Genomic DNA, 19,205 nt, shown 5'->3' with positions numbered 1-19,205 from the left:
ACGAGGAGGAACTGCTGTGAGTATTGAATTGACAGGCCTTTCTGAAATCAATGGGCCCCTTGTCGTACTGGAAGGTGCATCGGGAGGCAGTTATGATGAGATGGTGCGCCTGCGTCTCCCGGACGGCAGTTTCCGTACCGGCAGAATCGTGCAGATAGAAAAAGACCGTTGTGTGATTCAGGTCTTTGAGGGAACCAATGGCCTGGGTCTGACCGATACCAGTGTGACAATGACGGGTCGTCCCATGGAATTGGCGCTTTCGCCCGAATTGCCCGGCCGCATTTTTGATGGCGCCGGACGTCCCATTGACGGTCTGGGGCCGCTCTTTTCGGAAAAGAAGGCGGATATCAACGGAAAACCGCTGAATCCGGTGGGCCGGGTCTATCCGCTCAACTATATTCATACCGGAATATCCTCTATCGATTGTCTGATGACGCTGATCAGAGGGCAGAAGCTTCCCATCTTTTCAGGTCCGGGCATGCAGCATAACAAGCTGGCGGTACAGATTGTGCGCCAAGCCAGGCTGGCCAAGGACGACGGCTCCAAATTCGGTATTGTCTTTGCGGCTATCGGTGTGAAAAACGATGTGGCCGATTATTTCCGGCGTTCTTTTGAAGAGGCGGGCGTTATGGATAGAACCGTCATGTTCCTGAACCTCTCAAACGACCCTATCATCGAACGGATTCTGACGCCCCGCTGCGCCTTGACGGCTGCAGAATACCTTGCGTTTGAGCAGGGAATGCACATTCTTGTCATTATGACTGATGTGACGGCGTACTGTGAGGCCCTGCGGGAATTTTCCTCCTCGAAAGGGGAGATTCCTGGCAGGAAGGGCTATCCCGGGTATCTCTATTCTGATTTGGCCTCCCTCTACGAACGGGCCGGGATTATTCAGGGGGTAGATGGCTCGGTCACGCAAATACCGATTCTCACCATGCCCAACGACGACATTACCCACCCGGTACCGGATTTGACCGGATATATTACGGAGGGGCAGATTGTTTTGGACCGTTCTCTGGATGCCACCGGTATCTATCCGCCGGTATCCGTGCTTCCCTCCCTCTCCCGTTTGATGAAGGATGGGATTGGAGAAGGTTATACCCGTGCCGACCATTCCGCCGTGTCAAATCAGCTGTTTGCCGCTTATGCTCATGTACAGGATACCCGTGCCCTGGCCTCCGTCATTGGGGCGGAGGATCTTTCCACAGTGGATCAGCTCTATCTGAAGTTTGGGGAGGCTTTCGAACAAAAATTTATCGCACAGCGCTTCGAAGAGGACCGCGCTATGGAAGAGACGCTGGATCTGGGATGGCGGCTTTTGTCCCTGTTGCCCAAAAGCGAGTTGGACCGGGTGGACAATGATATGTTGGAAGCTCACTACTGTCCGGAAGAGGCAAAGGCATTATTGGAACAGGGGAGTGACGTAATGTGAGCGAACAGATTTTTGCGACCAAAGGGAACCTGATGGCGGCGAAGAAGTCATTGGCGCTTTCCTCTATGGGATTCGACCTTTTGGACCGCAAACGCAATGTTCTCATTCGGGAAATGATGGGCCTGTTGGATAAATCCAAACTGCTGCGCAGCGAAATCGGTTCTGCCTACCAGCAGGCCTATCAGAAGTTGGAGCTGGCAAACCGGACGCTGGGTACGGTAGGGGATCTGGTCCAGGCGGTGCCGGTGGATAACGGCATCAGCAGAATTCATTTTCGCAGTGTCATGGGCGTGGATATACCAATTGTGGAATATGAGGAGCCGCCCAGGCGTCTTTCGTATGGGGTTTCTCAAAGCAATTCTCAGTTGGACGACGCCTACCGGTGCTTTTGTGAGGCCAAGAGGATGACGGCGATGCTGGCCGAGGTGGAAAACAGCGCTTTTCGGCTGGCACAGGCTATCGTCAAGACTCAGCGTAGAGCAAACGCTTTGAAAAATGTGAGCATTCCCATGCTTGAAACTACAGTCAAGGTGATTACGGAAGCCTTGGAGGAAAAGGAACGAGAGGAATTCTCCCGTCTTAAGGTAATCAAGTCAAGGAAGGAACGAGAGGCTGAAAGGAAGCCTGAGGGCAATTTGGAGAAAAATCCTCGGCAGGCAGGATAAAAATCATGTTGGGAAAAGGCCGGGGTATCCCGGCTTTCTTTTTTGATGCTTTGAAGTTTTAGGTTGTTTTTCTGTTTTTGCCATTTTCGGTTAAATATGCTATACTTTACCGTATCCGTTTTGGAAAGGATAAAAGGAGGGGCAAAATGAACGAGCTCTATCTTCTGTGTTTTGGACTGGCGCTTATTTTTTTTCTGTATTTTTTGGCGTTTGTTTTTTTGGGAAATCATGCTTGCAATATGGTGCCTGGGTATAATTTCAAGCTGCCTGCGGAGAGGGCGCATTATAATGAAAAAAAGCTGCGCAGAGATTCGGCAGGTTTCTGCCTAGTGCTTGCCCTTATATTTTTGTTGGGTGGTTTAGGTTGCCGTTTTTGGTCTGAGCTGTGCTTTTGGCCCGCCATTGTATTGGCTGCTGCTTGGATTTTGAAATACATCTGTTATGACCGTAAGAAAAGCCGTTTTGACCGCAGATATCGGATAGATGACTGAAAACTGGCTTGAAAGTCAGAAGGGGAAAAGGTAATGAGAGGAAAGATTTGGAGAACAGCTGTAGCTGTTGTTTTGAGCGGCGTTTTTATTCTGAATGCTGTTTGCCCCGCAGCCGCTGCGGAGGCTGTGGCCGGTTTTCCGGACGTTCCTGTGGATGCTTGGTATGCAGAGCCGGTGCGCTACCTGGCGCGGGTGGGAATTATTGGCGGCAAGGAGGATGGAAAATTCCATCCGGAAGCCCAGATTACCCGTGCTGAATTTTTAAAACTGCTGGCGATGGCATCCGGGAAGGATCTGACTTCCCAAAGGCTTGGAGGCAGCTTTTCTGATGTGCCGGAAAATGCTTGGTATACGAAATACGTATACTGGGGCGTCAGAGAGAAGATTATTAACGGAGTAGGGGACGGCTGCTTTGCCCCGGACAGTCCCATCACCCGTCAACAGATAGCCGTCATCCTCTGGCGGTATAATAAAAATGCCTTGGGAAAAATTATGCCCCGCTACCAGAAAACATATTTTAAAGACGCCTCTGCCGTAAGCAGCTGGGCTAAGAAAGAGGTAGAAGCCGTAGAGGGTGCAGGTATCATCCGTGGATACAGCGACAGAACTTTCCGCCCTCAGAATAATGCCAGCCGGGCGGAAGCGGCTCAAATCCTCTACAAATATCTAAGCGCCTACCGGGAGTATAAGCGCGGATGTTCTCTGGATGATTTGCGGTATGTGATGCATGGCGGCGGTGAGGTAGGCGGCAGGTATCAGGTTTCCAATTCTCTGGAAGCTCTGCAGGAGGCGTCCCGCAGCCAAAACCGAATTGTGGAACTGGATTTTTCCTGGACTACGGATAATCAACTGGTCTGCCTGCACAATTGGGGCGGCGCCTATCCGCCGAAATCCACTTTGAATGGGTTTTTGCAGGCGAAGATTTATGGCGCCTTAACTCCGATGGGCATGGAAAGCCTGAGCAGCTGGCTGCGTGCCCATCCGGAAGTACAGATAGTGGCGGACTTCAAAGAGCGAAGCGTGGAGGGGCTGCGGCTGATCAGCACTTATTATCCGGATTTGCTGGGTCAATTTATTCCCTATCTCTATCACACTTCGGACTATGAGGCAATCCACAATTTGGGATATGAAAATATGATTCTCATCTTTTATCAAATGACAGCTGCGGAACGGGGTAAGGTGAAGGAAAACGTAGCGTTTGCCAGAGATAAGGCTTTGACGGCTATCGCGGTTTCTCCGGATCAAAAAATCGAAGAATATGAGGCAGAGGCTAAGAAGGCTGGGATTCCGTTGCTTTCCTTTGTCATTGACAGCCCAACCACCATGCGATCTCTTGCACAGCAGGGAACGGACGGCTTTATAACAAATAAGCAGACGATAAAAATACAGTGGTAAAGGAACAGTAATGAGGAGGAGAGGCTTTGAGAAAGAACTTTGGCAGGAGGATAGCCGCTTGTTTTTTTGCGGGCCTCTTATTGCTTGGCTCAGTATTGCCTGCTTTGGCTTTCGAAAATGAGCGGCAATTTCCCGATGTTCAGGGATCGGAGTGGTATGCGCTTCCAGTTAATTACCTGGCAAGGCGGCAAGTGCTGGGGGGCAAGGAGGATGGAAAGTTCCATCCGGAGGATCCGGTGACTAGGGCTGAGTTTTTAAAGCTTTTGGCGTTGGTTTCTGGGAAAAAAATCAACTCTCAGAGACTGCAGGGCAAGTTTTCAGATGTGGATAACAATGCATGGTATGCCGAATACGTCTATTGGAGCGTCAAAGAAAAGATAGCAAACGGAGTAGGGGATAACCGTTTTGCGCCGAATTCCCCCATATCCCGTCAGGAGATAGCGGTACTGCTGTGGCGCTACAATAAAAATGCCATGGGAAGAGTTTTGCCTAAGAACCGGACGATGAATTTCCGCGACGCTTCCTCCTGTGCAGGATGGGCGGCAAAGGAAGTGGCGAAGGTATCCGGCGCAGGACTGCTTTCCGGTTATGAGGATCGCACTTTTCGGCCTTGGGGGAAAGCCACCCGTGCCGAGGCGGCTCAGATTATTTATAATTATTTAGGGTCCTATCAAAAGTTTGAACAGGGCTGTAATATAGACGATTTGCGGTATATCATGCACGGAGGCGGACAGACTGGACAGTTTTTGGTGTCCAATTCCCTGCAGGCTATGGAGGAGTCTTATGGCTGGGGAAACCGTATGATCGAGGTGGATTTTTCCTGGACCGCAGACCAGCAGCTGGCTTGTGTCCACGGTTGGGGTGGGGAGTACCCTCCCTATTCCACGCTCAGCCAATTTATGCAGACTAAGATTTTTGGATCTCTCACACCGATGAATTTGGATACGCTGGCCGCTTGGATGCGCTCCCATCCTGAAGTTCGGGTGATTCCTGACTTTAAGGAACGCAATACGGAAGGCCTGCGCATGATCAGTGTTCGGTATCCTGACCTGATAGAACGCTTTCTCCCTTATATTTACAGCATTAGGGAATACGACAGCGTCAAAAACTTGGGATTTCGGAACATCTTTCTTATCCTGTATCGAATGCCGGCTGCTGAAAAGCGTGACCCGAGTCAGGTTATGGCCTTTGCAAAGGAAAAGGATTTGGCGGGAGTGGCTATCGCGCCATTTCAGGAAAGGGAATATTTTGCCGCCGCACAGAAAGCAGGGATTCCATTGCTCTGCTATGTGGTGGATAAGCTGGATTGGATGGTGGATATGGCCCGCCAGGGTGCCGACGGATACTTTACAGACAGGCAGAATGTCAGAATTCAATGGTGATTCATACATCGTGATTTTTCATTAAAAAAAGCAGGATACGCCGTGTTTTTACGGTGTATCCTGCTTTTATACGGAATAGGTTTGTTGGTTTCGAAAAAGAGACTTCTGATTAGTGCCGTTTCATCGTCAGCTAAGGATGCTTATAGCGCAGCTTTATAGTTTATGTGAATATATAAGGTAGAGACAGAAACAGTTGGCTGCCGGCTGTTTATTCCAGATAATCCAGAAGCCGCCGGTAGGCTTTCAGCAACTCTTCCCAGCTGACGCGCCTGTTCGCAGGGCTGGGGGAGGGAAGGCAGATGCTCTGCCGGTCTGAAAACCGTTCAAACCAACGCTGAGCAGTTTTTCCCGTGGTGAAAACCATTCGGATATCTGCTTTGGAAAAAATGAGAGAAAAATTATTTGGCTCTGGCTGCCGGATGCTGCTGTCAGCCGACCCGGAAATTTCACAGGAGGCCAGTACGTCCCACAGGGCAATGTGATTTTCAAGCAGCAATGCTCTTTTTCCCTCCCTGTCCGGCGGAACGGGAAGATTAAGTACAGCTCCCAGAACAGGCCAGAATCTGTTCTGGGGATGCATGTAATAAAAGCCTTCCTGCCTGGATTTGGGAGAGGGCATGGTCCCCAACAGCAAAATTCGGGAATTTCCGTCAAAAACAGGCGCCAGAGTATGGTGGATAACGTCTCTTTTCATAACTGAACTCCAGAGCTCGTTCCGGTATTCCTGGAGGTAAAATGAACCAGGAAGATACGGCTGTTGGGCAGAAAACCGCTGCTTATCAGGGTGCAGATGCTTCTGTGGTTGTAATACCAGCAGCCGGCCGAGGGCTTTTTCCCTTCGGCCAGGACTTTCCGGGAAAGCTGGATCAGAATGCTTCTGCCAACACCTTTTTCGCGGTGGCTGGGAAGCACATAATTCCCCACGTCCAGATACTCCTGATCAAGTCTGCGGGGGTAGAGGCTGCCATAGCCCAATACTTCTCCATGCTCCACCACCTTGTAAAAGCGTGCGTCCTCCGGAAGCGGTTCGCCGCTCCACATGTTTTCTGTTTGAGCATGCATCTCGTCCAAGTCGCTTACAGGGGAAAAGCTTTCCGGTCCGTACTCAGCCTCCCTGCGGGGAGGCCCGTAAGTCATGTTATAGGCCTGCAGGTCCAGGGAACCGCCCTGAACACGCATGGTTTCCAGGGAAAGGCAGAGAAAGAACTCGTCGTTGCTGGGAACCATGGCCGAAGAAACCCGGCATGCGTCCAATACCGCCTGAAAGCTTGCCTGAGCTGTAAAACGGTAGGAGGGCAGAAGATAGAAGGCCCGCAGCATTCCGCTTCCCTCCGGCTGAGGTTCAACGGCACAAAAACCAATCTGTTCTCCCTGCCAAAAGAGCATGTGGGGTTCCGCCTGAGAAACCCCATCATCCCAAAAACCGTCATTCCTGTGTCCCAGTTCCTCAAGAAAAGGGTTTGTCAATGCGGTGAGAGCACCCCATTCGGTGTGTTTCATCGAAAAATCATTCAGGTAAATCATCTCCTCCTCAAAACTCTTCCAGTCTGATTTCCAAACCGGGCTCATGGCGTTTTTCCATTTGATGGCGTGCCTTCCTGTTTTCCACACTGTCAAAGACAATGGAAAAATCGTAATCTTCAGGGTAGAGCTGGTCGGCCGGCGTCTTCAGCTGCAGCCGTTTGTGGCTGACCATGCGCTTTTCCCGGCGTATCTGTACCCCGATTTCCCCTTTTTCGTTGGCGGTGCGGCACACGATCCCCAGTTCCTTTTTCGGATAGACGATGACGGAATCCCCCACGTGGAACTTGAGAGCATGGCTGCTCTGCTTCGAAGCATTTCGTTTGGGAAGGACGCTTTGGGCGGATTGGGAGAATTCCCCTTCCGCCGCGCCTTCCAAAAAACCGATGTCCGGCGGGGCAGTCGTATTTGCCGGACGGTTCCGGTACGCCTCCTCAAAAGCCCGTTGGAGCATATGACGGGGCAGGCCTAGCCTACGGGCAATATACAAGGCACAGCTTTCGCCAGCTTCGCCGATTTCCAACTGATAGAGGGGCTTAAGGCTTTCCCGGTCAAAGGTCATGCGGGCATTCAGCAGGTTCGGTGTACGTTCGGCATATTCCTTCACCTCAGGATAATGGGTGGTAGCTACAAAAAGGCAGCGTTTTTTCCGAAGCTCCTCAAGAATCGCTACTGCCAGCCCCATGCCCTCAGCGGGATCGGTGCCGGAGCCCAGTTCATCCAGCAGAACCAGGCTCTGCGCGTTGGCTTCCTGCAGGATGGCGATAATATTTGTGATATGGGCGGAAAAGGTGGAAAGGTTTTCAGAAATGCTCTGCCCGTCTCCAATATCGCAGAGTACGGCGGAACACAGCGGAATATCCGCCTCGTAACAGGGAAGGTGGAGGCCGCTCTGGGCCATCAGTGTGAAAAGCCCCACTGTCTTCAAGGACACGGTCTTCCCGCCGGTATTGGGACCGGTGATGACCAACCCCTGGACGCCGTCTCCCAAGAAAAAATCAAGGGGAACGCAGGAGGAACGGTTCAGCAGCGGGTGTCGCCCCTGCTTGATGGAAAAACGTTGTTCCAGGTTGATCCTGGGACAGACTGCGTCCATCTCTGCGCTGAGTTTCCCCTTGGCAAAGATGAAATCAAGGGCTTCCATGGCCTCTATATTCTGCAGGATAGGAGCGCGGCAATCATCTACCAGAGAAGTGAGGGCATAGAGTATCCGATCTTCTTCGGCGCTCTCCGCTGCCTTTAGCGCGGAAATTTCTCCCCGCAGCTTGGAGGCGGAGGTGGGCTCGATAAAATAGGTGGCTCCGCTGGAAGAACTTCCGACCACAAGGCCGGGCACCTGGAATTTGTACTCCTTTTTGACCGGCAAAGTAAAATGCCCGTCCCGGTTGCTGATAAAACTGTCGGAAAAATACTCTTTCCGTTTGCGCAGCAGCTCTTCAAGCTGTGTTTTTATCCGCAGATTCAGGTTTTCCAGCTTTCTGCGCAAATCCCGCAGTTCTTTGGAAGCTCCGCTGTCCACCATGCCGTTTCGAATGGCGCAGTTGATCTCATCCCAAAGGAAATCCAGCGTATCAAAGGAAGCGCCCCAGGAGGCCAGGGGCACATCGGCAGCCTCCGCCTTTTTCAAGTAAGTTTTCATCCTCCTGCAGGAAGAGATAAACTGCTGAATCCGTTCCAATTGTTCCGGCAGGAGCATCCCTCCCTTTTCTGCAATAGTGAGCATGGGCCGCAATTCCTTCATGGCGGTGAGGGGTGGGTTTCCCACAGTATCGATGACCTTGCGGGCATCTGAGGTATCTCTTAGCGCGGCAAGCACTTTGGATTCCTCCAAAGTGGGGGAAAGGCTGCCTAAACGCTGCTGTCCGTATTCTGTAACGGCGTAATTTGCCAGGATAGTTCGTATTTGATCGAATTCCAAAACGGAATCAGTTCTGCTACTCATAATTATTTCTGCCTTTCTATCATGTTTGGAAGCCGGAGAGAGAATGAACCCAAACGGGAAAAAATTTGTCTCCTTCCGGTATGGCGCCTTTTCTCAGACCTGCCTGTTATGCAGACCTGCCGCCGTAAGAGAGAATTATCGGGATCCTCTGTAAAAAAGGGCAGAAAAAAAGCGCGGGAAACTCCGCGCCATTTGCTCTGTCAAATGGCGGCGTTCTTTGTGTTCGGTTCTGGAAAACAGGCAATAACAAATAAACCTGGCCACAGACAGCCAAGCCCTTATGCCTTTTTACGCAGATACCGACAACAAAAAACACCCGCCCTTTCAACTTTTAATTTACAGATACAATATCATGTTTTTTCTTCCTTGTCAAGGAAAGTTTCCTTGTGTTTTATGGAGTTCTCTGGTAGAATAAAAAAACAGTTACCCTCCTAACAAGTTTTGTGAAGGTATACTGGAATCTGGAAACCGGCATCAGGAAAGGAATGCATAATCGATGGAAAAGATACCGTCTTTGATCAAAGAAAATATCGGAAAGGTTATGGTGGGGCAGGAAAACACGGTGAATCTGCTGTTGGCCGCTTTGCTGGCGGGGGGACATGTGCTGATTGAGGATGTGCCCGGAATGGGAAAAACTGTGCTTGCCCGTTCCCTGGCCAAATCGGTGAATGCCGGGTTCGGCAGGATTCAGTTTACGCCGGACCTGCTTCCCTCCGATGTGACTGGCCTTAATTTTTTTGACCAGAAAAAGGGAGAATTTGTATTCAGTCCCGGACCGGTCTTCTGCAATATTTTGCTGGCGGATGAAATCAACCGCGCTACACCCCGCACCCAGTCCAGCCTGCTGGAATGTATGGCAGAGCAGCAGGTGACAGTGGACGGTGTGACGCGGACCCTGGAAAGCCCCTTCTTTGTGATCGCCACACAGAATCCCGTGGAAACACTGGGCACCTATCCGCTGCCGGAGGCACAGCTGGACCGGTTTTTGATGCGTATTTCCATGGAGCCTCCTACAAAGCGTCAGGAAATTGCGATTTTGGAACGCTTCCGGGACGCGGAACCTTTGCAGTCTCTGGAGGCGGTCTGTACCAAGGAGGAGATTGCCTCCCTGCAGGAATCAGTGCGAAAAATCTATGTGCATCCGGCGCTGATGGAGTACCTGGCCGGCCTTTCCCAAGCCTCCCGGGAATTTCGGAATGTAGAGCTGGGCGTCAGCCCTCGTGGTACTTTGGCACTGCTGCGTGCCTCGCAGGCCTATGCGCTGGTGCAGGGAAGGGAATTTGTGACCCCGGAGGACGTGAAAGGGGTAGCGGTCCCAGTGCTTGCCCACCGGCTTTCTGTGAGCGGCGCCATGAACTCTACCGCCGTACAAAAGCAGGTAGTGGAAGAACTGCTGCACAGTGTGGAAGTGCCCACAGAGGAGTGGACAAAGTGATATGACGGTCTTTGTAGTTCTGCTGATTCTGTTTTTGCTTTATCTGGTTCAGGCTTTTCTCTATGACAGGCTCTGGAACCGGGGCTTGTCCGCCGGCGTCGCTTTTCGGGAGGAATACCGGACGGAAGAGGAAACTTCCACCCTGACAGAGGTTATTGTAAACGATAAATTGCTGCCTATGCCAGTTGTGGAAATTGATTTTCACATGGACAAGAGGCTTCAATTTTCAGACGGTCAGAATTCCTCGGTCAGCGACCGCTCTTACCGCAGGGATGTGTTTGCCTTGTCCGTGCGGCAGAAAATCACTCGTACTCTGGAGTTTAAATGTGTGCGCCGGGGGTATTTCCGTATTGACGAGGCAGGCATCAACGCCTCAAATCTTTTTCTGACGAAGCGTTATCTGACACGCAACGCGCAGAATACGGAATTTTATGTGCTGCCGAAGCCAGTGCCTACAGGGCAGATCATGATTCCTTTTTCCCGCATCATGGGGTCCGTATTGAGCAGGAAAAAAGTGTATGACGATCCCTTTGAATTTGCCGGGTTGAGGGAATATTCCAGGGGAGACCCTATGAAATATATCAACTGGAAGGCCACGGCCCGGGAGGGAAAGCTGCTGACCAATATTCACGAGTCCACTCTGTCCCAAAAGGTGGTGGTGCTGCTTGACATGGAGGGGTTGGGGGTACAGCAGGCGGATGTGCTCAACGAGGCCGCAGTGCGCATTGCCTGTTCCCTCTGTGAAAAGCTGCTCTCCGCTGGTGTGGAAATCGGCGTGCGCAGCAACGGCCCGGATGTGCTTACCGGAAAGCCCCTTCGGCTGGAAACTGTTTCAGGAGCGGGCAGCAGCCTGTTTCTGAGAAAGAAATTCGCCTGTGTGCAGGCCCAGAATGATCTGACGCCGATTGCCAGCTTTTTTCCGGTTCGGGAGGGAAGCGGCAGGGAGGATGATCTCTATGTGCTGGTCTCAAGAAATCAGTCTGAGGCTCTGGCTGAGACTTTCTCCAGTTTTGTGGGCAAGGGGCAGGCTGTGCAGATCATCCCCTATCGGGAAGAGCGCAAGCCTCGTGAGATCCCTCAAAATGTGGATACCATATGGATGGATGTGTGAGGAGGCGGCTCTGTGAAGAAGGTATATGAATGGCTGGACGCCGGAAACGGCAGGGTTTTGCTGATGCGGTTTCTCTCTCGTTTTCACTGTGCTTTGATCACCGCAATCGCCTACGCCATGGTTATGAATATCATACAGGGTGAGGGCGTGGAACTTGCTGTCTACTGTCGGGGACTGCTGTTTTTTGTTCCGATACTTTTGAGCTTTTATGCGGCCAAAAAACTGCCTGCTCTCTGGCAGTTTCTTTTGGCGTCTCTTATGATTTCCGGGATTTCCTGGCTGCTTACCGGCACGGTGGCGGGCTTTATCGCAGGGGCTGTGCTCTGTTTCTTCCGTGGGCGGTCCAGGCTCTCCGAAGAGAAGGAGGAATCTGCGTTTGACGTGCCCCACCTGGCGGTTCTCCTGGTATTTTTGGTTCCCTTTCTTTATAGTGCCGGTACGGGACAGACAGCGCTGCAGAAGCTTTCCGTATTCAGCGCAGCGCTGTATCTTTTGCTGTTCCTGGCCTACAGCGGGATTGGCCGTGTGGAGGAATATCTGGAGCTTAACAGGGGAATGCACGGCCTTCCGGTTCGCCGGATTGTACGCACGGCAGGAATAGCGGTGGCCGCTCTGGTGCTTTTGGCGGGCGCGCTGCTGCTGCCTGCTTCCGTACTGAGTACCGGTTCCTTTCGAGTGGATTTTTCCCGGCTGAACCATATGGGGGCGGCAGCACAGCCTGAAACGGTAATGGAGGAACAGCCCTCCGGCTTTGAAATACCGGAGGAGCTGTTGGGAGAGGAGAGGGAACCTTGGTTCCAGATTCCTCCCTTTGTCTCCTATCTCTTTTATGCGCTGGCAGTGGGAGGTATCGCAGCACTGATCCTTTATGGCATCTACCAGATTTTCAAGAATTTCAGGTCGTCTTATACGGATAACCGAGATGTGGTACAGTTCCTGGGCAATCAGGAGGAGGAGGAAAGGCTGGAAGGGGAACGCCGGCACAGAAAAATCTCCGCCTTGGATTTTTCTCCCAATGCGGCAATACGAAGGAGATACCGGAAGACCATACTTAGGGGTTCCAAGGAAAAGCCCGAAGACTGGGCTGCCCCTGCAGAGCTGGAAGCTGGAGCGGGCATAGCGGATGAAACACTGCACCAGCTCTATGAAAAGGCGCGATATAGCTTGGAAGGATGTACCCCAGAGGAGAGCCGTGCCCTGAAGAGCAGGGGCTCCCGATGAGAAATAGAGGTGGAAGCGTATGAACATGCGGCCCCAATGCTTGAGCCAGGGAGATACCATTGGGCTGGTAGCCCCCTGCCATGTGGCTGAGCGGGAAAGATATGCCCCCATTTTGGATGCGATACGCAGCTTGGGGTTTCAGGTGAGGCTGGGCGATCATTTTTTTCGAAATACCTATGGGTATCTGGCCTCAGAGGAAGAGCGTGCCGAAGATATCAACAGCATGGCCAGGGAAAAAGAAGTTAAAATGGTACTGTTCGGCGGCGGTGAGGGAGGAGAGGAGGTACTGCCCTATCTGGATTATTCTGCCATCAGGGCACATCCGAAATTTTATGTGAGCTACAGCGACGGTACATCCATCCTCAGCGCCATTACCCGAAAGACAGGCTTGGTCACCTATTACGGCGCGTTGCCTGGAATGTTTGAAAATCTTACGCCATATAACAAGCAGCAGTTTTTCTCTCATTTCGTAGAAGGCCCTGCAAAGGAGTTTGTGCCCAGCGCCCCATGGCGCCTGCTCTGCCCCGGGGAGGGAACGGGAATTTTGGCCGGCGGTTATCTGGGGAATGCAGCCCTACTGACAGGCGGGCAATATTTTCCCAGACTGGATGGCGGGCCGTATTTGCTTTTCTTGGAGGACCATGAAAGATTCAGCAGCGTGGCTCATGTAAGCGCTCTCATTTCCCATCTTGAGCAGAGCGGTTTGGCCTTTCGGACAGCCGGACTTTTGTTTGGGCATTACAGTTTAGATGTGCCGGCTGAGCTGTTGGAGAGGCTGAAGCGGTTTGGCTTAAAATATGGGGTTCCCGTGGCCTACTGTGATGATTTTGGACATGGGGAAAATCATGGGATTCTCCCTATGGGCAGAATGGCTGTCCTCAATACGGATGAAGGGACGCTGCAGTTTTGTGGAGTTGACTGAACTCTGCCGGAATACGACCTCCTGCAATTCTAAAAGAAACAGCGTGCCGTTAAGAACGCTTTGCAGCGTTAAGCTGCCGGATAAGAGCTGGACATATGGTTATAGTGCCGTCCTTTGTGGAACCATAAACCAGCAGGAGGTGATGGTGATGAGCGAAATGCATCTGGATCTGACCGATCTGCTGGATCAGGATATTTCCAGCTTTGAGTATTTTCAGTCTCTCAGCGGAAAACAGAGGAAAAGGCTGATGGATATGGATATCCGCAGCTTTGACGAACTGCAGGAAGCTGTGAAAAGACTGCGGGAGCAGAATTGATGTTCGGGAAAAAGCAGTGCCGCAGGGACGAAGAAACCGTTCCTGCGGCACTGCTTTTTCAAAAAGGGAACTGCTCTGTCCTACCTTTTCCTATGGAAATTCCAGGCAGAGGCTATGATAGTCTCCAGGTCATCATACTGGGGATTCCAGCCCAGTATATTCTTGGCCTTTTCACTGGAGGCTACGAGTTGGGCCGGGTCTCCGGCACGCCTTGGCGCAGAAATGGCAGGAATCGGATGGCCGGTTACCTTCCGTGCACATTCAATTACCTCTTTGACGGTAAAGCCCACGCCGTTTCCCAGGTTAAAGATGTCGCTTTCACCGCCCCTGTTCAGGTATTCTACCGCCAGAATATGAGCCTGCGCCAGATCGGTGACATGGATGTAGTCGCGTACGCAGGTGCCGTCGCGGGTATCATAATCTTCACCATAGATAGAGACGCTTTCTCTTTTTCCCAGGGGAACCTGAAGAATGATGGGGATCAGATGAGTTTCAGGCTGGTGCATCTCCCCGATTTTTCCGCTTTTGTGTGCGCCGCATGCATTAAAATACCGCAGGGATACATACCGCAGACCGTGAGCTTTTCCCGCCCAGTGGAACATTCGCTCCATGGCAAGCTTCGTTTCGCCATATGTGTTGGTGGGATGGGTAGGATCGGTTTCCAAAATAGGAATATTTACCGGCTCGCCGTAGGTGGCGGCGGTGGATGAAAAGACGATTTTGCGAACGTTGTGAGCCACCATAGCCTCCAGCAGAACTTTGGTGCCGCACAGATTGTTGTCGTAATACTTCAGAGGATTCATCATACTCTCTCCCACCAGGGAATTGGCGGCAAAATGGATCACCGCATCGATAGCTTCCTGCTGGAAGAGCCGGTCGAGGAAGTCCCTGCTTCGGATATCGCCCTGGTAAAACCGGGCTTGGGGATGTACCGCCTCCCGATGTCCGGTTTCCAGATTGTCCGCCACCACCACGTCTGCGCCGCTGCCGATCAGTTCGTATACAGTGTGTGAGCCGATGTATCCGGCTCCGCCCAATACCAGAATTGCCATAAAAATCCTCCTTTGGCTGCAAGAATAGATTGTTTTTTGTCTTTGTGATCATTATAATGAGATAAGAAGAGTTACAGCAACAAGAATAGTGGGAATTGTGAGTATTATATTGAGGAGTTGTCATGGAATTACAGATTGACAGGGAACGGCGCGAGCTGAAAAACCACGGGACTTACAGCTTTCCGGTGAATTTGAGCCGGAAAAAGCTGTCCTCCTATCTGTCTGGAGCCTTTCCCTGGCATTGGCATGATGAAGTGGAGCTGACACTGGTACTGCATGGAGAAATTGATTACCGGGTCAATGACAGCCGGTATCTGCTGCACAGGGGAGAAGGGCTGTTTTGCAATGCAGACGCCCTGCATGCCGGCGCTATGTCCGGAGAAATCGACTGTGAATATCTCTCCCTCACCTTTCATCCCAGGCTTCTATCAGGTTTTGAGGGGAGCGTGATAGGAAAAAAGTATGTGGAAGGAATTGTGAATAAGAAAGGCCTGTCATCCATTCTGCTGACATCTGAATCCGTCTGGCAGCAGGCGGCGCTGGACAGCTTCTGGCAGATATACGGCCTGTTTCAGGAAAAGCCGGAGCTGTTTGAACTGGAGGTACAGCGGCTGCTGTTGGGTATCTGGGGCGAACTGTACCGGAACTATGGGGAAGAAGCAAAAAAAGCGCTGCCGGAGGACCTGGAAAAAATTGAGCGCCTGCGGGCAGTACTCACCTATCTTCATGAAAATTACGCGAAAAAACTTACGTTGGAAGATGTGGCCCGGCAGGCGGGTCTCTGCAAGAGCGAATGCTGCCGCTTTTTCAAGCGGCAAATGGGGAAATCGCTGTTCGACTATCTGCTGGATTACCGAATCGGGCGCAGCCTCTCTCTGCTGCAGGAGGGATGTACGGTGACGGAGGCGGCTCTCAGCGTGGGATTTTCCACGCCCGCTTATTTTGCCAAGGTATTTAGAAGCCGTACCGGGCGTTCTCCCAGCGAGTACCGCAGGGAAGGAGGGATTGCATCTCCCTGAAAAAAGGATTATCATAAAAACAGATCAATGATTGCGGGGAAGGAAGGTATCCATATGGAGGGGCGGATGAATCTCTTCTCTCTGCAGGGCAGAGAGTGCGCTTGTTTTGTGCCCAATGGCGGTATAAAGGGAAAATTGCCTGTATCGGTTCTATGCGGCTGGGGAATGAAAGACAAAATGCCGGGGTTTGCAGTAGAGCTGCCGCCCATGCTATTGTTTTTCGCTGAGTCCGAGGGAAACCGGGATTTTACGCCTTGGCCTTCTCCTGGGCTCCGGGAAGAAGAATTCACCGGCGAAGCCGTCGGGTATCTCTCCTTTCTGACAGAGGCGGCGCTGCCGTTTTTAGAAGAGAAGTTCGGCGCAACGGCAGACAGGGACAAAAGGGCGTTGCTGGGGTATTCTTTGGGTGGCCTGTTCGCCCTGTGGGCAGCCGGGCAGACTGAAGCATTCGGACGGTATGCTTCTCTTTCAGGCTCTCTGTGGTATGAGGGTTTTGCCGGATATCTGCGAGAAATGAGGCTGAGCAACGGCACAGAGTTTTATCTTTCCCTGGGAGACCGGGAGGAATTCGGGGGGCCGCCCCTGCTGCGCACTGTGGGAGAGCGGACCCGGGAAGCGGTGAGTATTCTTTCCGGAAAGGGCTTCGCTGTGACGATGGAATGGAACCGGGGCGGCCACGGAAAAGGGGTGGATGCCCGGTGGAAGAAGGCTCTGCACTGGGCAGGCGGAAGGCTGACCCAGTCTGGGTCTCATTGAAGGGGAAGAAATGGGACAAATTGGTTTTTCCTATACCGGCTTGCTTTTCCTGCTCCTGCTCTTTCTGCCCAACCTGTTCTGGGCCGGCAGAAAACCGGTGGGTTATGATCCGAAGGGAGAAAATCGGGTGCTGCTTTTTCTGGAACGCACAGGCGAAGTATGTGTGACGGCGTCAGCTCTTCTTTTTTCGGATTTCAACCCCCGAGGTTGGACGCTGTGGTCGCTTTGGCTGGCGGCAGCCGGAGCGTTGATGGCGTGTTATGAATGCTGGTGGATCCGCTATTTCCGCAGTGAAAGAACCCTGCAGGATTTTTACAGCAGCTTCCTGGGAATCCCGCTGGCTGGGGCAACGCTTCCCGTGGCTGCATTTTTCTGTCTGGGTGTCTATGGAAAAGTGATTTGGGCTCTGCTGGCGGATGCCGTTTTGGCAGCAGGGCATATTGGTATTCATCTGCAGCACGCCCGGGCTCTTTGCCGGACACAGGAAAACTCAAAGGAGGAGAGAATATGAGGCAGCAGACATTTTTCGAACCGGATCCACAGGATGTTCCTCTCGCCACCAGAATGCGTCCCCGGGAGCTGGAGGAGTTTGCCGGACAGGAGCATCTGCTGGGAGAAGGCAAGGTGCTGCGCCAGCTCATCGATCAGGACCGGGTTTCCTCCATGATTTTTTGGGGCCCGCCGGGAGTTGGGAAAACGACGTTGGCCCGGATTATCGCCGGGAGGACAAAAGCAAATTTCATCAATTTCAGCGCGGTGACAAGCGGTATTAAGGAGATCAAAGAAGTGATGAACGAAGCGGAAAAAAACCGCTTGATGGGGGAAAAGACCATCCTCTTTGTCGATGAGATCCACCGCTTTAATAAGGCGCAGCAGGACGCCTTCCTGCCCTTTGTAGAGAAGGGGAGCATCGTGCTCATTGGCGCAACCACGGAAAACCCTTCCTTCGAAATTAACTCGGCGCTTTTGTCCCGGTGCAAGGTGTTTGTACTGCAAAGCCTGCCGGAGAAGGCTCTGCAGAACTTGCTGCGCCGTGCCCTTCAAGATCCTCGGGGCTTTGGCGGACAGAAAATTGTCATCTCCGACGAGATGCTGGGGATGATTGCCGTTTTCGCCAACGGAGATGCACGCACAGCTCTGGGTACTCTGGAAATGGTGGTCCTCAACGGCGACAGGACAGGTGAGATTACAAGAGTCACCCGCGAAACCCTAGAGCAGTGCATCAGCAAAAAATCACTGCTGTACGATAAGAAAGGGGAGGAACACTACAATATCATTTCCGCTCTGCACAAGTCCATGCGCAACAGCGATCCGGACGCGGCGGTATACTGGCTGGCCCGGATGCTGGAGGCGGGAGAGGATCCGCTGTATGTGGCCAGAAGGCTGATCCGCTTTGCAAGTGAAGATATTGGCATGGCAGACAGCCGTGCGTTGGAGGTTGCGGTTGCCGCCTATCAAGCCAGCCACTTTAACGGGATGCCGGAGTGCAGCGTGAATTTGACCCATGCGGTGGTTTATCTGTCTTTGGCGCCGAAATCCAATTCCCTGTACCTGGCCTATGAGTCAGCCAAGCAGGACGCCCAGCAAATGCTGGCGGAGCCAGTGCCGCTGGTGATCCGGAACGCTCCCACTGGTTTGATGAAGGAACTGCATTATGGCGAAGGTTACCAGTATGCTCACGATACGGAAGAAAAGCTGACCGATATGCAGTGCCTGCCCGATTCCCTGCAGGGCAGAAAATATTACCGTCCCACAGGAGAGGGCAGCGAGCTGCGGGCCAGAGAGCGGTTACGCCAAGTGGAGGAATGGAAGGCAAAACGGCGCACTGAGCGTCGGGCGCAGGAAGAAGGGAGATAAAGGAAAGTTTCTAAAAAAGTAAAAAAACTTTCCAGAAAAAGTCAGAGTTTTTTCAAATGATTTTCATAAATTTCGGGTATCCTATGGGTACAGCAAACGAAAATTTGCTTTTTCATAGATTAACTCCCCTCTTACCGCCGCCCTCCGGGGCGGCGTTTTTCTTTTGATCCATGAAGGCAATGAGCCGTATTCTTTTTTCAATCTCTAAGAAAAAAGAATACGGCTCATTGTAAGATGAATTGTCAGCAATGCTTACGAAAAGGAAGTAGCTTATGATTCGGATTTTCCTTCCAGGATTTCCCGCTGGGCTTTTTTGGAAAGACCGCCCAACACAAGCCTGTAGGATTTTTCTACCATATCTTTCAGAAGGTTATCCGGAACAGCGCCGTTGAGATTGACAGAATTCCAATGCTCCTTGTTCATATAGTAACCGGGAGTGATATCCGCATACTGATCCCGCAGGAAAGCTCCCTCTGCCGGATCCAACTTCAGTGTAACAAGAGAATCCTGCCCATCTTCGTCTCTGCAAATTGCGGCAAATAATTTTCCTCCTACCTGATAACGAGTCCATTGCCATTCGACCTTATAATCTTTTGTAACGCCGGGCTTAGAGGCCAGTTCGTCATAGAGCCAAGGGTAGTTCATCATCATTGCCCCTTTCAGGTGTGTTTTTAATGTGGCGCAGCAA

The 19,205-nt window shown here is 51.9% G+C and carries 19 protein-coding genes; 14 read left to right on the top strand and 5 right to left on the bottom strand.

What is annotated here, in order from left to right; translation table 11 throughout:
• The first annotated feature begins 16 nt into the window (after positions 1-16).
• The 5 genes from BN3911_RS13095 (at position 17) to BN3911_RS13075 (ending at position 5,365) form a co-directional block, all read left to right on the top strand.
• Complete coding sequence (locus tag BN3911_RS13095) at positions 17-1,432, top strand: V-type ATP synthase subunit B (protein ID WP_066866376.1); 1,416 nt, start codon at positions 17-19, stop codon at positions 1,430-1,432.
• Positions 1,429-2,097, top strand: coding sequence for a V-type ATP synthase subunit D (locus BN3911_RS13090; RefSeq protein ID WP_066866374.1), 669 nt, complete (start codon positions 1,429-1,431; stop codon positions 2,095-2,097). Before BN3911_RS13095 ends, BN3911_RS13090 begins: the two co-directional genes overlap by 4 nt.
• A 146-nt stretch (positions 2,098-2,243) precedes the next feature.
• Complete coding sequence (locus BN3911_RS17850; protein WP_066866372.1) at positions 2,244-2,588, top strand: DUF3784 domain-containing protein; 345 nt, start codon at positions 2,244-2,246, stop codon at positions 2,586-2,588.
• 33 nt (positions 2,589-2,621) lie between these two features.
• Complete coding sequence (locus BN3911_RS13080) at positions 2,622-3,983, top strand: S-layer homology domain-containing protein (protein ID WP_066866370.1); 1,362 nt, start codon at positions 2,622-2,624, stop codon at positions 3,981-3,983.
• A 26-nt stretch (positions 3,984-4,009) separates the two neighbouring features.
• A complete protein-coding gene (locus tag BN3911_RS13075) occupies positions 4,010-5,365 on the top strand; it encodes an S-layer homology domain-containing protein (protein ID WP_066866368.1) in 1,356 nt (451 codons plus the stop codon).
• A 208-nt stretch (positions 5,366-5,573) separates the two neighbouring features.
• Here BN3911_RS13075 and BN3911_RS13070 read toward each other — a convergent pair whose 3' ends face one another.
• From BN3911_RS13070 to BN3911_RS13060, 3 genes are read right to left on the bottom strand one after another with little or no spacing between them, the layout of a single operon-like run.
• A complete protein-coding gene (locus tag BN3911_RS13070) occupies positions 5,574-6,059 on the bottom strand; it encodes a DNA-deoxyinosine glycosylase (RefSeq protein WP_066866366.1) in 486 nt (161 codons plus the stop codon).
• On the bottom strand, positions 6,056-6,889 hold the full coding sequence (locus BN3911_RS13065; protein WP_187127752.1) for a GNAT family N-acetyltransferase: 834 nt from the start codon (positions 6,887-6,889) through the stop codon (positions 6,056-6,058). Before BN3911_RS13065 ends, BN3911_RS13070 begins: the two co-directional genes overlap by 4 nt.
• Before the next feature lie 7 nt (positions 6,890-6,896).
• A complete protein-coding gene (locus BN3911_RS13060; RefSeq protein WP_066866362.1) occupies positions 6,897-8,828 on the bottom strand; it encodes an endonuclease MutS2 in 1,932 nt (643 codons plus the stop codon).
• A 496-nt stretch (positions 8,829-9,324) separates the two neighbouring features.
• Between BN3911_RS13060 and BN3911_RS13055 the strand changes: the two genes are divergently transcribed.
• From BN3911_RS13055 to BN3911_RS17225, 5 genes are read left to right on the top strand one after another with little or no spacing between them, the layout of a single operon-like run.
• A complete protein-coding gene (locus BN3911_RS13055) occupies positions 9,325-10,263 on the top strand; it encodes an AAA family ATPase (RefSeq protein WP_066866360.1) in 939 nt (312 codons plus the stop codon).
• 1 nt (position 10,264) lies between these two features.
• Positions 10,265-11,374 carry a DUF58 domain-containing protein gene (locus tag BN3911_RS13050; RefSeq protein WP_066866359.1) on the top strand — a complete coding sequence of 370 codons (1,110 nt, stop codon included), beginning with the start codon at positions 10,265-10,267 and terminating at the stop codon, positions 11,372-11,374.
• 12 nt (positions 11,375-11,386) lie between these two features.
• Positions 11,387-12,595, top strand: a complete 1,209-nt coding sequence (locus BN3911_RS13045) for a hypothetical protein (RefSeq protein ID WP_066866357.1) — start codon at positions 11,387-11,389, stop codon at positions 12,593-12,595.
• A gap of 19 nt (positions 12,596-12,614) precedes the next feature.
• Positions 12,615-13,517 (top strand): S66 peptidase family protein, encoded by a 903-nt coding sequence (locus BN3911_RS13040; RefSeq protein ID WP_066866355.1) that lies wholly within the window; start codon positions 12,615-12,617, stop codon positions 13,515-13,517.
• Positions 13,504-13,833 carry a hypothetical protein gene (locus BN3911_RS17225; RefSeq protein WP_147578605.1) on the top strand — a complete coding sequence of 110 codons (330 nt, stop codon included), beginning with the start codon at positions 13,504-13,506 and terminating at the stop codon, positions 13,831-13,833. Before BN3911_RS13040 ends, BN3911_RS17225 begins: the two co-directional genes overlap by 14 nt.
• An 80-nt stretch (positions 13,834-13,913) precedes the next feature.
• On the opposite strand, the gene galE is transcribed toward BN3911_RS17225, so the two are convergent.
• Positions 13,914-14,885, bottom strand: coding sequence for a UDP-glucose 4-epimerase GalE (galE, locus tag BN3911_RS13035; protein ID WP_066866353.1), 972 nt, complete (start codon positions 14,883-14,885; stop codon positions 13,914-13,916).
• A gap of 122 nt (positions 14,886-15,007) precedes the next feature.
• Between galE and BN3911_RS13030 the strand changes: the two genes are divergently transcribed.
• Genes BN3911_RS13030 through BN3911_RS13015 form a run of 4 tightly spaced genes read left to right on the top strand, consistent with a single transcriptional unit; the run spans position 15,008 to position 18,517 of the window.
• The gene (locus BN3911_RS13030) at positions 15,008-15,904 is read left to right on the top strand and encodes an AraC family transcriptional regulator (RefSeq protein ID WP_066866351.1); all 897 of its coding nucleotides are present in this window, start codon (positions 15,008-15,010) and stop codon (positions 15,902-15,904) included.
• Between the two features lie 54 nt (positions 15,905-15,958).
• Positions 15,959-16,660, top strand: a complete 702-nt coding sequence (locus BN3911_RS13025; protein ID WP_187127751.1) for an alpha/beta hydrolase — start codon at positions 15,959-15,961, stop codon at positions 16,658-16,660.
• Positions 16,661-16,670: 10 nt separating this feature from the next.
• Positions 16,671-17,171 (top strand): hypothetical protein, encoded by a 501-nt coding sequence (locus tag BN3911_RS13020; RefSeq protein WP_066866347.1) that lies wholly within the window; start codon positions 16,671-16,673, stop codon positions 17,169-17,171.
• Positions 17,168-18,517: a replication-associated recombination protein A gene (locus BN3911_RS13015; protein WP_066866346.1), complete on the top strand. Its 1,350-nt coding sequence runs from the start codon at positions 17,168-17,170 to the stop codon at positions 18,515-18,517. Before BN3911_RS13020 ends, BN3911_RS13015 begins: the two co-directional genes overlap by 4 nt.
• Before the next feature lie 270 nt (positions 18,518-18,787).
• Here the strand turns inward: BN3911_RS13015 and BN3911_RS13010 are convergent, their stop codons facing one another.
• The gene (locus BN3911_RS13010; RefSeq protein WP_412268083.1) at positions 18,788-19,165 is read right to left on the bottom strand and encodes an MmcQ/YjbR family DNA-binding protein; all 378 of its coding nucleotides are present in this window, start codon (positions 19,163-19,165) and stop codon (positions 18,788-18,790) included.
• Positions 19,166-19,205: the final 40 nt, after the last annotated feature.

Origin of the sequence: Neglectibacter timonensis (assembly GCF_900048895.1) — a bacterium.
GTDB classification, from domain to species: Bacteria; Bacillota; Clostridia; order Oscillospirales; family Acutalibacteraceae; genus Acutalibacter; species Acutalibacter timonensis.
This window is presented reverse-complemented; position numbering and strand designations above follow the sequence as displayed.